Origin of the sequence: Kitasatospora sp. NPDC093806 (assembly GCF_040683335.1) — a bacterium.
GTDB lineage: Bacteria > Actinomycetota > Actinomycetes > Streptomycetales > Streptomycetaceae > Kitasatospora.
Window position 1 is genome coordinate 1 of sequence record NZ_JBFBDO010000151.1, and the last position, 14,192, is coordinate 14,192.

The 14,192-nt window shown below is 72.6% G+C and carries 15 protein-coding genes; 5 read left to right on the plus strand and 10 right to left on the minus strand.

What is annotated here, in order from left to right:
* The first annotated feature begins 62 nt into the window (after positions 1-62).
* Positions 63-1,115, plus strand: a complete 1,053-nt coding sequence (locus AB0N76_RS36760; protein WP_363564942.1) for a hypothetical protein — start codon at positions 63-65, stop codon at positions 1,113-1,115.
* An 83-nt stretch (positions 1,116-1,198) separates the two neighbouring features.
* Here AB0N76_RS36760 and AB0N76_RS36765 read toward each other — a convergent pair whose 3' ends face one another.
* The 4 genes from AB0N76_RS36765 to AB0N76_RS36780 form a co-directional block, all read right to left on the minus strand.
* A complete protein-coding gene (locus AB0N76_RS36765) occupies positions 1,199-1,759 on the minus strand; it encodes a TetR/AcrR family transcriptional regulator (protein ID WP_363564944.1) in 561 nt (186 codons plus the stop codon).
* Between the two features lie 58 nt (positions 1,760-1,817).
* Positions 1,818-2,846: a hypothetical protein gene (locus tag AB0N76_RS36770; protein ID WP_363564946.1), complete on the minus strand. Its 1,029-nt coding sequence runs from the start codon at positions 2,844-2,846 to the stop codon at positions 1,818-1,820.
* A 96-nt stretch (positions 2,847-2,942) separates the two neighbouring features.
* Positions 2,943-3,152: a DUF397 domain-containing protein gene (locus AB0N76_RS36775; RefSeq protein WP_363564948.1), complete on the minus strand. Its 210-nt coding sequence runs from the start codon at positions 3,150-3,152 to the stop codon at positions 2,943-2,945.
* Between the two features lie 3 nt (positions 3,153-3,155).
* Positions 3,156-4,013: a helix-turn-helix transcriptional regulator gene (locus AB0N76_RS36780; RefSeq protein ID WP_363564950.1), complete on the minus strand. Its 858-nt coding sequence runs from the start codon at positions 4,011-4,013 to the stop codon at positions 3,156-3,158.
* A gap of 236 nt (positions 4,014-4,249) precedes the next feature.
* Between AB0N76_RS36780 and AB0N76_RS36785 the strand changes: the two genes are divergently transcribed.
* A complete protein-coding gene (locus AB0N76_RS36785; RefSeq protein WP_363564952.1) occupies positions 4,250-4,987 on the plus strand; it encodes an ATP-binding protein in 738 nt (245 codons plus the stop codon).
* Between the two features lie 56 nt (positions 4,988-5,043).
* Here AB0N76_RS36785 and AB0N76_RS36790 read toward each other — a convergent pair whose 3' ends face one another.
* From AB0N76_RS36790 to AB0N76_RS36810, 5 genes are all read right to left on the minus strand, one after another.
* Positions 5,044-6,375, minus strand: a complete 1,332-nt coding sequence (locus AB0N76_RS36790) for a Clp protease N-terminal domain-containing protein (protein ID WP_363564969.1) — start codon at positions 6,373-6,375, stop codon at positions 5,044-5,046.
* A 1-nt stretch (position 6,376) separates the two neighbouring features.
* Positions 6,377-7,705: a tetratricopeptide repeat protein gene (locus AB0N76_RS36795; RefSeq protein WP_363564954.1), complete on the minus strand. Its 1,329-nt coding sequence runs from the start codon at positions 7,703-7,705 to the stop codon at positions 6,377-6,379.
* A 1-nt stretch (position 7,706) separates the two neighbouring features.
* A complete protein-coding gene (locus AB0N76_RS36800) occupies positions 7,707-8,087 on the minus strand; it encodes a hypothetical protein (RefSeq protein ID WP_363564956.1) in 381 nt (126 codons plus the stop codon).
* Positions 8,088-8,282: 195 nt separating this feature from the next.
* A complete protein-coding gene (locus AB0N76_RS36805; protein ID WP_363564958.1) occupies positions 8,283-9,203 on the minus strand; it encodes a diacylglycerol kinase in 921 nt (306 codons plus the stop codon).
* Positions 9,200-10,822, minus strand: coding sequence for an FAD-binding oxidoreductase (locus AB0N76_RS36810; RefSeq protein ID WP_363564960.1), 1,623 nt, complete (start codon positions 10,820-10,822; stop codon positions 9,200-9,202). Before AB0N76_RS36810 ends, AB0N76_RS36805 begins: the two co-directional genes overlap by 4 nt.
* A 20-nt stretch (positions 10,823-10,842) precedes the next feature.
* Here AB0N76_RS36810 and AB0N76_RS36815 point away from each other — a divergent pair, with 20 nt between their 5' ends.
* Both AB0N76_RS36815 and AB0N76_RS36820 read left to right on the plus strand, forming a co-directional pair.
* Positions 10,843-11,418, plus strand: a complete 576-nt coding sequence (locus tag AB0N76_RS36815; RefSeq protein ID WP_363564962.1) for a helix-turn-helix domain-containing protein — start codon at positions 10,843-10,845, stop codon at positions 11,416-11,418.
* 38 nt (positions 11,419-11,456) lie between these two features.
* Positions 11,457-13,067: a glycerol-3-phosphate dehydrogenase/oxidase gene (locus tag AB0N76_RS36820; protein ID WP_363564964.1), complete on the plus strand. Its 1,611-nt coding sequence runs from the start codon at positions 11,457-11,459 to the stop codon at positions 13,065-13,067.
* A 16-nt stretch (positions 13,068-13,083) separates the two neighbouring features.
* Here AB0N76_RS36820 and AB0N76_RS36825 read toward each other — a convergent pair whose 3' ends face one another.
* On the minus strand, positions 13,084-13,389 hold the full coding sequence (locus AB0N76_RS36825; protein WP_363564966.1) for a hypothetical protein: 306 nt from the start codon (positions 13,387-13,389) through the stop codon (positions 13,084-13,086).
* 337 nt (positions 13,390-13,726) lie between these two features.
* On the opposite strand from AB0N76_RS36825, the gene AB0N76_RS36830 reads away from it, so the two are divergent.
* Positions 13,727-14,192, plus strand: a 466-nt coding sequence (locus AB0N76_RS36830; RefSeq protein WP_363564967.1) for a hypothetical protein, incomplete at its 3' end; no start/stop codon positions are given.

Below are 14,192 nucleotides of genomic sequence, written 5' to 3' on the forward strand. Positions count from 1 at the left end.
TGCGGACGAAGTAGGCGAGCAGGGCGCCGACGCCGCCGATCACCCAGACCACGCCGAGCGACTTGTCCTCCGCCATCCAGCCCGGCCAGCTGGTCGCCAGCCCGCCGACCGCCGCCGCCCCGCAGGGCGCGCTCGTCGCCGTCACCGCCGTCCGCCAGGCAGCAGGAAACACGCTCGCCCTCGCCACCCGCCCGGCCACCCTCCCCGAGCTGCTCGGCGCCGCCGAGGCCGACGGCACGGTGCCCGTCGACCCGCAGACCATCAAGGTCACCCCGCTGGTCAAGGACGTCAAGGCGACCGTCGGCCGGGAGAACGGCACCACCAAGGCCGAGGCCTCCGGCACCCTGGAGGTCGACGCCAAGGCCCCGATCCCGCTCCCCGGCGGCGCCACCGCCGACGCGGCCGGCTCGCTCACCCTCCACCCCGCCGTCCGCTTCGCCTACCACGGCGCCGGCGTCGGCACCCCGCGCACCGCCTCGATCGGCTTCGACCTCGGCGCCCGCGCCCACTGGAAGGTCACCGGCGACTTCACCCGCGCCACCGCCACCCCGGTCCGGGTCCCCTTCGCCAAGCTCCAGGCCAGCCCGGTGCTGACCGTCGCCGGCCTGCCGGTCGTCGTCAACCTCGGCCTCACCTGCTACCTGGAGGTCGGCGCCGACGGCCAGGTGCACGTCGAGGCCGAACAGGAGGCCACCGGCACCTGGGCCGTCCGCGCCGACTACACCGGCGGCAAGGGCTGGACCTCCGCCGCCGACGCGCCCGACACCAAGGTCTCCCCGGTCCACCTCAGCCTCACCGGCAAGGCCGCCGTCCGCGCCACCCTCGGCGCCGAGGTCAACGTCGGCCTCTACGACGCCGTCGGCGTCGAGGCCACCGTCGCCCCCTACCTGCGCGCCCAGGCGGACGGCTCGCTCGCCGTCGACCTGCCCGGCGGAACCCCGCAACTCCAGGGCAGCTGGGGCCTGTTCGGTGGCATCGACCTCAACGGCGCGCTGCTCGCCCACCTCAAGATCTTCGGCACCCCGCTGATCGAGGGCAAGCTCCCGCTCCCGGCCTTCCACCGCGAATGGCCGCTCCTCACCGGCGCCCTCCCGTCGGCCACCCCGAAGGGCTGACGCCGGCCCCTCTTACCCGAACGCCCGGCTGCCGCGCGGAGGGTGCGGCAGCCGGGCGTTCACCCTTCCCCGTCCCCTGACCCCTAACTCAACAACCACTCCCGCGTCTTCACCATCACGTCCTCCTTCGCGAGCCCACCGTGGTCGACATCCACCATGTGGTAGCCGACCCGCAGCGTGAACGACACGAAGCTGCGCATCTCCACCTCCGCCGGATCCGCGCAGAACGACCCGAACAGCGACCGCAGATACCCCATCCGCCGGTTGTCCACCCGCCGCAGCCGCTCCGCCACCGCCTCGTCCCGCCGCGCCCACTCCCGGATCGCCAGATCGACACCGGTCCCCGTCACCGGCCCGTCCACCGACGTCGCGGCGATCCGGAACAGCCGCCCGAGCCGCGTCCGCGCGTCCCCGCCCTCCTCCTCGACCCGCGCGATCACCCCCTCGGTGACCTCCCGCTCCCAGGTGTCGAGCATCTCGGCCAACAGCGCCTCCCGGTTCCGGAAGTACCCGTAGAACCCGCCCTTGGTCACCCCCAGCACCTGCGCCAACGCCTCGACCCGCACTGCCTCCGGCCCACCCCCGGCCAGCGCCCGCAACCCCTCCTCCACCCACCGCCCCCGCGGCGTCCGCGTCACACCCATCCCTGACCCCGCCACCTCTCCTCACACCGACTCCGCCCGCCACCGTACGACCTCAGGGTCACTGCATGTTCTCCAGGTGCGGGTGATCGAAGGACGTGGGGCAGACGTAGATCTGCATGTCGTAGCCGCGGCCGATCTGCACCATCGGCGGGTCCGACGGTTGGCGCAGCCCGACGGGCCCCGAAGGTCCGGCCTGGTCTTCGAGCGGGATCCAGCTGCCGCTCCCGCCGTCCCACTCACCGGAGCTCACGGTGAGCAGCGGCTGATATGCCGCCTTGCAGACATCGCAGTGCATCGGCCAGGGGTCGCAGAAGCTCCAAGGGCCCCAGCCGCCGACCTTCCACCCCGGCGCGACGCAGTGCTCGTACTGGTAGTAGGCGCCGCCGGGGCCGGACTCGTCCTCATCGCCGCACTGCTCGCGTCCCCAGTCGTCCAGGCGCTCTGCGAGTTCCTGGGGCAGCTCGTGCGGCGCGGGGTACTCGGTCACGACCTCGGGGTGGAGCACGCACGGTTCGGGGACGTAGTTGCCGTAGCGCTCCACGTCGACCGGTTCCGGCGGATCGGCGAGCACCGTGTCGACGCTCCCGGAGTCCCGCCAGAAGAGGCGGGCGGCGGGAAGCCCCTCGTCGTGATCCAGGGGGCACCACAGCACCTGCAGCAGATCCGCTCTCTCGGGCCCGGCCAGTCCAGGTATGTCACGCAGGTAGAGCTGGGCGACGGGGAGTAGCGCGTTCGGTCCGGTGCTTGGTCGATGTCCTGCTTGGAGCCCGTCGAGGTACGCCTTCTGGTCGGGGCTGAGGAGGTTCTCGTGAGGAGCGCGAGGCCGCAACCAGGCTGCTTCGAGCAGCGCCCGGCGCCGACGGACGTCGTCGAGGGAGACGGGGAGCACGCCGTAGTGGTGGTGCTCCTCCATGCAGACCGGCCACTCCTCATCGGCCGGCCACAACAGCGGCCCGCCGACGGAGCTCTCGTGGACGGTCGGCTCACCGGGGCGCGGGTGGAGCCGCACCGCCTGCCGTGCCAGCGGAGCCAGCTCCGGGAACACGGCCGCGATGTCGACGGGCCGGGGTGGTGTGGTTCTCGCCAACAGAACTCCTTCGGCAGCAACGCGCGGGTCTCGGGCGGGACTCTAGCCGCCCGCCCTGACAGTCCGCGCCGGTGCTCGGCCATGGTGGCGGTCGACTCAGCTATGGGGGAAGTCGCCGGCCTTGATGCCGAGGAGGAAGGCTGACCAGGCCGCGCGCTCGAAGACGAGCACCGGGCCGGCCGGATGCTTCGAGTCGCGGACGGGTATCGGCCCTGGGCTGCGGTCGGACACCTCTATGCAGTTGCTCTGCGCGCCGGAAAAAGAAGCCTTTCGCCAGGCGGAGGGGGCTTGATCAGCAGTGGCCATGACTCAGAGATCCTCCGCAGCTCGCTGAATGAGCTTGATCGACTCGGTTCGCGGCAGCGATTCGGCCAGGGCTCGCCGGAAGAGCTGGGCATACTTGAAGACTTCGCCGGGCTCCTCGATGTAGATCGTGCTGAGCAGGCTGTCCGCGTATGCGACGTCCGACTCGGCTTCGTCCGGGAAGCTGAGGATCGCGACCGGACCGAACAACGCGGCGTGGATCTCCGATGACTCCGGCAGGATCTGGAGATTGATGTTCGGGTACTCGGCGGCCGTGACGAGGTACTCCAACTGGTGGCGCATGGCCGATGCGCCGCCGATCGCGTGCTTCAGCACGGACTCGGAGAGTACGGTCCACATGCGCAGGGGTTTCTCGCGGAACAGCAACTCCCGCCGCTCCTGGCGCACCTTGGTGAGGATCTCGACCTGCTCCGGAGTGGCGTCCTCGATCTGGGTTCGGACGACTGCGCGGGTGTAGTCCTCGGTCTGCAGCAGGCCGGGAACGAGGACCGTCTCGATGCTGTAGGCATCCGACGCGTCTGCCTCAAGGGCGATGAAGTCCGCGTAGCTCGGCGAGAGCGTGTCGGCGTAGCGATCCCACCAGCCACGGAGCCTGCCCTCGCGTGCGAGGGCCTCCAACCGGTTCCGGGTGTCGGGGTCGCGGACCTCGTACAGGTCCAGCAGTAGGCGAAGGTCGACCAGTCGGACGCCGGACTGGGCCGCCTCGATCCGGCTGATCTTGCTTTCGGCACACACAAGGTGCTCCGCCGACTGCGCGATCGTCATCCGCCTCGACGTCCGGAGTTCCTTGAGCGTTCTTGCCAGCCGCCGTTGACGAACGGTCGGGTTTCGATTGACGGGCATGGTTGGTCCTCCCCTGCTGCTGTGCGGGAGCCAGTCTGCCTGCCGGTCGGCTGGGGCAACAATCTTGGGTGGAATCTAAAGTAGGAACTTGCACCGTAGGAATTCTTACGTCACGCTACTTGCAGTAGTCGTTCCGTTCGCTTCAGTGATCTCGGTGGCTATCTGTCCGGGCATCCCTTTGCCCTCGCGCCAGCCCCCGGTCGCTGTTGGTGAGCTATGCACGGAAGGCGTTCGCTATGCCCGAGACGTCGACGAATCCGTCGGACCCCACCAACGAGTACTCGTGCTGGATGCCGCGTCAGCGGAAGTCCGCGACCATAGCCCGGCACGACCTCCGACGGTTCCTCGCCGGCCTGCCGGGCGGCGAACGCTTCACCGAAGTGGGGGAGTTGCTGCTGACCGAGCTGGTCACCAACGCCGTCCACCACGCCCGCGTCCCGCGTGACCGGCTGATCAAGCTCCGCTTCCTGCTCGCCGACGACCGGCTCCGGATCGAGGTCCACGACGCGAGCGCGATCCGGCCCGTCCTCCGCGAGCCCTCCTCCGCCGACGAGTGCGGACGCGGGCTCTGGCTGGTCGACCAGCTCGCCGCCGAGTGGGGCGCCGACCCCAGACCGGACGCCATCGGCAAGCTGGTCTGGTGCATCGTCACCCCTACGGACAGTGACGCGCCGCCCCTCGACCTACCGCCGATCCGCGGTACGTCGTGCGACAACAACTCCTCTGTTGTCGTCGAAATCGAGGGCATCACTTGCCCCGCCACCTTCGGCCGTCTGCCCGACGCCCTCGCCGCCGTCTGGGACTCCCTCCGGGTGCTCCCGCTCGGCGCCGTCCAGTACGACGCCTTCGGCCACGTCCTCTCCGGCCCCGGCGCCGTGGACCGCGCCGCCCGCGTCATCCGCCGCGAGGGCGGCCTCTCCCTCTCCATCGCGATGAACGGCCGCGCCCACTTGGTCTCGGTGCGCCCGCTCTGAACCTCACTCGCCCGCATAGGAAGTCGGATCCGCCGACTTCCTATGCGGCGGGCGGCTCAGCTCATCGCCCAGATCGTCGGGTCGTGGGGGACCGGCGGGGACACAGGGGAGGCGCGGGGGCTGTCGTGGAATGGGGCGGAAGCCTGTGCGGCCTCCGCCACCGTGGCGTGGGTGACGGTCGGGACCGCCTTCCCCTCGGGCCCGGGCGAGTCGCGCACCAGGGTGGCGGCCTCGTCCAGCAGATCGAGCGCGGCTCCTGGCAGCGCCTGGTCCGGCAAGTGGTCGTGGGCGAGGGCGGCGGCTGCTTCCAGCGCGTCGTCCGCGATCGTCACGCCGTGGTGCGCCTCCAGCCGACGGGCGGTGCTGCGCAGGATCTCCATTACCTCGTCCGCCGGTGGCTCGTTCAGCACGATGGGCCGGATCAGCTGGTCGAGCCCCGGATCGCGCTCCCATCGTCGGTACTCGGCCGTGGTGGTGGCCGCGATGACGGAAACCCCCGGCATGCCGAACGCCGGTCGGAAGAACGCCAGTGCCTCGCTCCGGCCCTGCCTCGTCTGCACGACAGTGAGCGCGTTGTCCAGGAAGAGGACGAGGCCGGTTGCCCGCTGGATGTCGCTCACCAGCTCGGCCATCAACTCCGTGAACCGGCCGTGGTGCTGGGGATCGGTGAACAGCGCGCCGACGTCCAGCAGCCGGACCGTCCGGCCCCGGAACTCCGCCGGCACGTTCCCCAGGACGAGTGCCTCGGCGAGTCCGATCACCACGCTCGTCTTTCCGATGCCGGGCGCGCCGACGAGCAGCGGCACATTGCGGGTCTGCCGGTTGAGCGCCCGCAACACCCGTTCGATCTCCGGCCTCCGCCCGACGACGGTGTCCACCAGTTGCTCGGCCACCTCGGCGTTGAGATTGCGGGTGAGCGAGTCGAGCAGGCGGGGGGAGGGTGCCGGTTGTGGGGCGGTGTACTGGGCCAGGACCGCCACGACCTCGGCGAGTACCCAGTCGTGGTCGGCGCCGGCTGTCTTCAGAATCTGGGCGCCGCCTTCTTCCTCTTCGACCGTGAGGCCAAGCAGGAGGTGTTCGGTGCCGATGTAGTTGTGGCCGAGGCCCCGCGCCGCTTCGAGTGAGCGCTCGAGCGCCTTCTTGGCCGTCGGGCTGAACGGTATGAGGTTGGGGAGGGTGATGTTGGGGTTGTGCCCCAGGCGTACCTCGACGATCTCGCGGAGGGACTGGATGGAGAAGCCGAGCGTCTTCAGGACTTGAGCGGCGACACCCTCGTCTTCGTGCATAAGCCCCAGGAGGAGGTGCTCGGTGTCGATCTGTTCGTGGCCGAAGACCCTGGCCTCTTCCTGCGCCAGGACGACCACTCGCCGTGCACGGTCGGTGAACATTTCAAACACGCGTTCCACCACCCTCCAACGCCGCCAGGTCCGTCCGCGCCCGCACCGTGTGCGGGTGGGTGCCGCCCAGGAGCCGTTCGCGTTCGGCGATCAGTTGCCGTAGCAGCGCCGCCGACTCCTCCCGCCCGCCCGTCAGGGTGAGGTTGCGGGCGAGCATGTGGCGGGTGCGCAGGGTGTCCTCGTGCTCGGCGCCGAGGAGGCGGCTGCGGTCGGCGAGCAGGATCCGCAGCATGTCGATGGCCTCCACCCGGTGGCCGGTCTCGCCGAGGTTGACGGCGAGGAACTGGCGGGCGTCCAGGGTGCCCGCGTGCTCCGGGCCGAGCAGTCGGGCGTGGTCGTCCGCGAGCGGGCGCAGGAGGCGGACGGCCTCCGTCGGGTCGCCGGCGCCGCCGACGCAGTGGGCGTGGGAGCGGCGGGTGTGCAGGGTGTCCTCGTGTTCGGCGCCGAGGACGCGGGTCTGTTCGTCGAGGACGGCTTGCAGCGACCGTGCCGCGCCGGTCCAGTCGCCGTCCGTCGCCTGCAGCTCGGCCTCCTCCCGCCGCCGGCGCAGCACGGGGGCGGCGGTGTCGGCGTAGGCCCGGTTGACGCCGAGGGCGATGAGGCTGGCGTTCTTCGTGGCGCGGTTCTGCGGGACGGGCAGGCCCTCGGCGAGCATCAGGGCGGTGAGCCGCTGGTAGAGCTCGTCGACGGTGAGGAACTCCGGCCCGCCGCCGACGCCCTCCCGCAGCAGGCGGATCAGCCGCCCGGAGAAGGCGGTGTGGTCCTCGCCGGGCGGCGAGAGGGCCACCTGGTCGTGCTGGGCGGAGGTCAGCACGTACGTGCCCGCGACCTCCAGCTGGTTGATGGTGTCACCGCCGACGCCGGTCCCGCCGGACATGGTGTCGCTGACGGCGCGGCCGGAGAAGCAGCAGTCCAGCACGATGATCTTGGTGGTGGCCCGGCTCCTGAGCACGGTGCCGCGCAGCTTGTCGTACTCCAGCGAGCCGTACTCGGGCGCCTCGTACTCGCTGTCGGGCAGCGCCAGGTACAGGTCGTGCTTGAGTCCGCCGACGAGGCCGTGCCCGGTGAAGTAGACCAGCAGCAGGTCCTCGGCCGCCTCGGTGGCGGTGCGCAGCTGCCGTCCGATCGTCCGCAGGTCGCCGTCGTCGAGCAGGACGGTGCAGTTCCCCTCGGGAACGAGTCCGTGGTCCGGGTCGGTGAACAGGGCCGCGAGGTCGGTGACGGTCCGCCGGACCGCCGGGAGGTCCGGCAGCTCCGGGTCCGTGTACTCGCTCGCGCCGACGAGCACGATCCGGGAACGCTCAGGGTCCGGAAGACGCACGTCAGCCCTGCTCGGAGGGGTCACTGTCGTCGCCGTCCGCGCTCTCCAGCGCCTCGCGCAGCAGCGCCTCCAGCTCCCCGGCGCGCACCCGCTTGGCGTCGACCTCCACCGTCGCCCCGCCCGGCCGCCGGACCTTCAGCCGCACGTCGCTGCGCCGGGGCTGCGCGAACCAGGTCCGCAGCGACGAGGCGAGCACCGACAGCCCGCCGCCCGCCCCGAGCGCGACCGTCACGGTGTCCAGCACCGAGCCCATCTCGCCGGGCCCGGGCGCCTTCCCCTTCAGTCGCACGCCCACCAGCCCGGGCTCGCCCCGGAGCCAGTCGGCCAGCGACTCGGCCTCCGCGCCGGTCCCCCCACCGTTACCGGACACGGAAATGTGCACGTCCACAGGCGTCTCCCCAAAAGGCCAGTCAATGGACGGAGTTGAGATCGGCCAGTCTACTGATCCGAACCCCCGCCGCACCCACCTCCGCCGAACACCCGCTCACCTGATCCTGATGCGGCCGGCAGGAGAGGATCGAGAACACGGCGGAGACCCCACGGCGCGAGCGTGCCGTGGGGCCTCCGTGCCGTGGGGTCAGGGGGCCGGGGCCAGGAGGTGGAGGGCGCCCGGGATGGCGCGGATGTGGAGGGGGAGGGGGGCGAGGAACTCGCCGTCGGCGTAGGCGGTGATGGTGGGGGAGGAGAGGTGGAGGGAGGGGGTGCGGTGGGTGGTGACCTGGGGGTGGGTGGTGTGGGTGCCCTTGAGGAGGGTGGGGAAGAAGCGGGCGATGCGGCGGCGGGGCATGGCGTCGACGAGGGTGAGGTCGAGCAGGCCGTCGGTGGGGTCGGCGTCGGGGCAGATGCGCATGCCGCCGCCGTAGCTGCTGGTGTTGCCGATGGCGGCGAGGGTGAGGTCGCGGGTGATCTCGGTGCCGTCGGCGAGGGTGAGGTGGAAGGGGAGTGGCCGCAGGTTGGCGAACTCGATGGCGATGGCGAGGTTGTAGCGCATCCGGCCGCGGGGCCAGCGGAGCCGGTTGGTGCGGTCGCTGACCAGGGAGTCGAAGCCGCTGGCGAGGACGGAGCCGAACCAGCGGGTGGTGCCGTCGGCGGCGTCGACCCGGCCGAGGTCGACGGTGCGGGTGTGGCCGGCGGCGATGACGTCGGCGGCGGCCTCGGGGTCGTTGCGGGGGAGGCCGTGGGCGCGGGCGAGGTCGTTGCCGGTGCCGGCCGGTATGACGCCGAGGGGCAGCGAGGTGCCGGCGACGGCCTGCAGGCCGAGGTTGATCATGCCGTCGCCGCCGACCACGACGAGAGCGTCGCACCCCGAGGATGGCAGGACGGCGGCGTGGGCGAGGCGGAGCGAGTCGGCGGCGGAGGCGCCCGCCTGGGCGTCCACGGTGATGCCGTGGGCGCGCAGGCGGGCGATGGCGCGGCGGGCCGCGGGTTCGGCGTGGCCGGCGGCGGCAGCGGGGTTGCTGAGGAGAACGACGCGGGCGATGGTTCTCCGGCCGGTCATGGGATCAGCTTGCCCGGATTGAGGATGCCCGCCGGGTCGAGTTCGGCCTTGACGGCGCGCAGGATGCGCACGCCGAGGTCGCCGATCTCGTCGGTCATCCAGGGGCGGTGGTCGGTGCCGACCGCGTGGTGGTGGGTGATGGTGCCGCCGGTCGCGACGATGGCGTCGCAGGCCGCCTGCTTGGCGGTGGTCCAGCGGGTGAGCGGCTCCTCGCCGAGGGCGGCGACGACGGTGAAGTAGAGCGAGGCGCCGGTCGGGTAGACGTGCGAGATGTGGCAGAGCACGAGGGAGTTGGGGAGCGAGGAGGACAGGGCCGCGGTGACGGCGGAGCGGAGGTCGGCGAGCCGGCTCCAGGTGGTGGCGGTCTCCAGGGTCTCGCAGAGCGCGCCCGCGCTGATCAGCGAGTCGCGCAGGTAGGGGGCGTTGAACCGGCCGTGCTCCCAGGCCCGGGCGGGCGCCTCGCCGAGCGAGGTGGCGCCGGCGGCGAGCAGGGCGGCGCGGGTGAGCCGGTGGCGGGTGGCGACCTGGTCGGCGGTGCCCTCGAAGACGGTGACGGCGAGGCAGCCGCTGACCGCGGGCTCGCCGCCGATCTTCTCCGTCATGGCGAGGTTGACCATGGTCTCGGCCTCGTCGGAGAGCCGGATGACGGTCGGGCCGGTGTCCTGCTGCTCGACGGCGCGCAGCGCGGCGGCGCCGGTGGCGAAGTCGGGGAACGACCAGGCCTCGTACGCCTTGACGGCGGGCACCGGGTGGACGCGCACCCGTACGGCGGTGATCACGCCGAGCGCGCCCTCCGACCCGAGGAAGAGCTCGCGCAGGTCGGGGCCGGCGGCGGAGGCGGGGCCGCGGCCGAGGTCGAGGACGCCGACCGGGGTGACGACGCGCAGGCCGCGCACCATCTCGTCGAACCGGCCGTGGCCGGCCGAGTTCTGGCCGGAGGAGCGGGTGGCCGCGAAGCCGCCGATGGTGGCGAAGCGGAAGCTCTGCGGGTAGTGGCCGAGCTCGTGGCCGTGCTCGGCGAGCAGCGTCTCCGCTGCCGGGCCGGTGAGGCCGGCGCCGAGGAGGGCCTCGCCGGAGGTCTCGTCGAGGTCGAGCAGCTGGTCGAGGCGGCGCAGGTCGAGCGAGAGGACGGCGGCGAAGTCGCCGCGCTCCGGGTCGAGCCCGCCGACCACGCTGGTGCCGCCGCCGAACGGGACGACGGCGATCCGGCGCTCGGTGCAGAGTGCGAGCAGGGCGGCGATCTCGTTCTCGCCGCCGGGCAGCACGACGGCGTCGGGCGCGTCCTGCGGTTCGCGGCTGCGGCGGCGCAGCAGGTCCGGGGTGGACTTGCCGCCGGCCCGGGGGAGGCGGTCGGCGTCGGCGGTGCTGAGGTTGGCCTCGCCGACGATGGCGGCGAGGGCCGCGAGGTCGTCGGGGGTGAGGGCGGAGGGCCGCAGGGCGACCTCCGAGGCGTCCGGACCGGGGGCGGCGTCGCCGGTGACGCCGAGGGCGGCGGCGAGCAGGCCCTTGATGTCGGCGGACAGCTCCTTGGCGAGGGCCGGGTCGCCCCAGGCGTCCCACTTCATCGGGGGGAGGGGCAGCAGCGCGGGCTGCGCTGCGGCTTGCTTCTCGGGGGTCATGCGTTACAGTGTTACACATCATGTCAAGTAGTAACGAACGTGGAACCGACGACGCGATCCTCGACGCCGCCGCCGAGCTGATCGTCCAACTCGGCGTGCGCCGGACCCAGTTGGCCGAGATCGCGCGCCGCGCCGGGGTCAGCCGGCCGACCGTCTACCGGCGCTGGCCGGACGTCCGCGCGGTGATCGGCGCCCTGCTGACCCGCGAGATCGCCGCCACCCAGGGCGCCGTCCGGCTGCACGGGACGGACCGGGCCGCGTTCGTCGACGGCGTCGTCGAGGTCGCCGTCCGGCTCCGCGACCACCCGGTGCTCGGCGCGCTGCTGCGCTCGGACGACGCGGACACGCTGTTCGAGTACGTGGTCGAGCGGCTCGGCACCAGCCAGCGCGGGCTGCTGGAGGCGCTGCGCGCCGGGATCGAACAGGGGCAAGGACACGGCTCGATCCGGGCCGGCGAACCGGTCGAACTCGCCGCGATGGTGCTGCTGATCGCCCAGTCCACCGTCCAGTCGCACCGCATGGTGGCCCAGTTGCTGCCCGAGGCGGCCTGGCGGCGCGAACTCGCCCGCGCGTTGGACGGGTACCTCGCGCCGTAGTCCCCCAGTCCGCCAGTCGCAGCCACGGAGGCCGCCAGATGACCACTACCGCCGGGCCGCACGCCGCCCCCCTCGCGGGCCCCTTCGCCGGGACCGCCCGACTCACCGCCCGCCGCCGGGAGTTGGAGCTCGACGCGCTCGCCGACGGGTCGGGCGCCGGCCGGCCGGACGTCGACCTGCTGGTGATCGGCGGCGGGGTCACCGGCGCGGGCGTCGCCCTGGACGCGGCCGCGCGCGGACTGCGCGTCGTGCTCGTCGAGGCGCGCGACCTCGCGTTCGGGACCAGCCGGTGGAGCTCCAAGCTGGTCCACGGCGGCCTGCGCTACCTCGCCTCCGGGCGGATCGGCGTGGCCCGGGAGAGCGCCCTCGAACGCGGCGTGCTGATGACCCGCACCGCCCCGCACCTGGTCCGTCCGCTGCCCCAACTGGTTCCGCTGCTCGACGGGTTGCTGAAGCCGGGGCAGGCCGCGCTGGTCCGGGCCGGCTTCGTCGCGGGCGACGCGCTGCGGCTGAGCGCGGGCACGCCGGGCAGCCTGCTGCCCCGGGTCCGCCGGGTGCGCGCCGACCGGGCCCGCGAGCTGGTGCCGGGCCTGCGCGGCGCCGGACTGTCCGGCGCGCTGGTCGCCCACGACGGCCAACTCGTCGACGACGCACGGCTGGTGGTCGCCCTGGCCCGGACGGCGGCGCAGTACGGGGCGTCCGTGCTGACCCGGGTCCGCGCCGAGCAGGTCACCGGCACCGGTGCCCGGCTCACCGACACCCTCACCGGCGCGTCGTTCACCCTCACCGCCCGCGCCGTCGTCAACGCCACCGGCGTGTGGGCGGGCGAGGTGGACCCGTCGATCCGGCTGCGGCCCAGCCGGGGCACCCACCTGGTGGTGGACGCGGCCGCGCTCGGCCGGCCGACCGCCGCGCTCACCGTGCCCGTGCCCGGCTCCACCAGCCGCTTCGTTTTCGCGCTGCCGCAGCAGCTCGGCCGGGTGGCGATCGGACTCACCGACGAGGACGCGCCCGGCCCGATCCCGGACGAGCCGCAGCCCACCGAGGCCGAGCTGCGCTTCCTCCTCGACACCGTGAACGCGGCCCTGGAGACCGCCCTGACCAGGGCCGACGTGCGTGGCGCCTACGCCGGACTGCGGCCGCTGATCGACGCCGGCGACGGCGCCACGGCCGACCTCTCCCGCCAGCACGCCGTCCTGGAGTCGCCGGACGGGGTGATCACCGTGGTCGGCGGCAAGCTCACCACCTACCGCCGGATGGCGGAGGACGCCGTCGACACCGCCGTCCGCCTGCGCGGCCTCCCGGCCCGCGCCTGCTGGACCGCCCGCCTGCCGCTGGTCGGCGCGCCGGAGCACCGGGACAGCCGCCCCGGCCCCGAGGGTGAGGTGCCGGCCTCGCTGCTCGCCCGCCACGGCGGCGCGGCGCGCGAGGTGCTGGCGCTGGGGGAGGAGCGGCTGGGCGCCGGGTACGGGGCGCCGGCCGCGGAGGGGCTCGACGTCACCCGCGCCGAGATCGCGTACGCGCTCACCCACGAGGGCGCCCTGGACGTCGAGGACGTGCTGCACCGCCGGACCCGGATCGGCCTCGTACCGGAGGACGCCGTCCGGGCCCGCCCGGCGGTGGAGGAGATCGCGGCGAGCCTGGACTGACAGCACGAAGACGGGCTCAGTGCTCCGTGCGCTCCGGCATCGGGTGGACGGCGCCGCCGAGGTCGAGGTTGCAGGCGAGCGGGTGGCCGGGGTCGGGGGTGCGTTCCAGGCGGACGGTGAGCGGCAGCGGCGGCTCGTCGGGGAGGTCGGCGGGGAGCTGGGCGGCGAGGGTGAGCGGGTAGACGCCGTGGCCGTGGACGCGGTGGAACGCCACTTCCTTGCCGTCCACCAGTACCTCGGTCTCGGTGATCCAGCCGGACCGGACGTTCACCGTGACGGAGTGCTCGGCGCGGTCGAGGTGGAAGCTGTGCCGCTGACGCATGGGGGAACCTCCTGGAATACCCCCCGGTCGCGGTCAGTGTACGCCGCAATGGTGGATATTCCCGGCATTACGGGGCGAGTGGAGCAAATGCTTTGTTTGGCCTGAAAAACTCACACATCGTCATCTAATAACACTCCATCGGCGATCTGTTACTAGATCGTCATCCCGGATGGCACTTGGTGCTCCTTCGCAGGTGAGAGGTTGTCATTCGACTTCGAACGAGTCATCTGAGTACGTAGCACCATTCGAGAGAGTCCTGATGTCACGACGGTCTTTGGCCTCGCCCGGTTCCACCGGCGGGGCCTTTTCCATGCGCTGGATACGCCGAATATCCACCGTGCTGACACTCGGTCTGCTGGTGCAGACCGGTGTCGCCGCCGACGCCCTGGCGTCGTCTCAGGCGGGCAAGACGCCCGCGCCGCAGATCCCGGCCGTCCCGGCCGCTTCGTCCACCGAGGCCCCTGACGAGGCGTCGGCGCTGCTGGCGGCCCGGCTGCAGGGCAAGCGGATCGAGGTCACCAAGGCCCGCACCGAGACGGCCACCCTGTGGGCGAACCCCGAGGGGACGCTGACCTCGGAGCTGTCCACCGGCCCGATCCGGATGAAGGTCGGCGAGGCCTGGGTACCGGTCGACACCACCCTGGTCCAGACGCCGGACGGCAAGGTCGCCCCGAAGGCGCACCCCGAGGGCCTGGTCTTCGCGGGCGGCGACGCCGGCGTGACGGTGGGCGACAGCCTGCCGGGCACGGTTCCGGCGCCGACGCCGGCCGCGACGCCGACGCCGGCCGCCACGGCCACCGAGC

Excerpts from the sequence above, each read along its gene's own strand:
- AB0N76_RS36765 (WP_363564944.1), bottom strand. The coding sequence starts at position 1,759 with ATGGGTGTGACGCGGACGCCGCGGGGGCGGTGGGTGGAGGAGGGGTTG.
- AB0N76_RS36775 (WP_363564948.1), bottom strand. The coding sequence starts at position 3,152 with ATGGCCACTGCTGATCAAGCCCCCTCCGCCTGGCGAAAGGCTTCTTTT.
- AB0N76_RS36780 (WP_363564950.1), bottom strand. The coding sequence starts at position 4,013 with ATGCCCGTCAATCGAAACCCGACCGTTCGTCAACGGCGGCTGGCAAGA.
- AB0N76_RS36785 (WP_363564952.1), top strand. The coding sequence starts at position 4,250 with ATGCCCGAGACGTCGACGAATCCGTCGGACCCCACCAACGAGTACTCG.
- AB0N76_RS36790 (WP_363564969.1), bottom strand. The coding sequence starts at position 6,375 with ATGTTCACCGACCGTGCACGGCGAGTGGTCGTCCTGGCGCAGGAAGAG.
- AB0N76_RS36805 (WP_363564958.1), bottom strand. The coding sequence starts at position 9,203 with ATGACCGGCCGGAGAACCATCGCCCGCGTCGTTCTCCTCAGCAACCCC.
- AB0N76_RS36810 (WP_363564960.1), bottom strand. The coding sequence starts at position 10,822 with ATGACCCCCGAGAAGCAAGCCGCAGCGCAGCCCGCGCTGCTGCCCCTC.
- AB0N76_RS36815 (WP_363564962.1), top strand. The coding sequence starts at position 10,843 with ATGTCAAGTAGTAACGAACGTGGAACCGACGACGCGATCCTCGACGCC.
- AB0N76_RS36820 (WP_363564964.1), top strand. The coding sequence starts at position 11,457 with ATGACCACTACCGCCGGGCCGCACGCCGCCCCCCTCGCGGGCCCCTTC.
- AB0N76_RS36825 (WP_363564966.1), bottom strand. The coding sequence starts at position 13,389 with ATGCGTCAGCGGCACAGCTTCCACCTCGACCGCGCCGAGCACTCCGTC.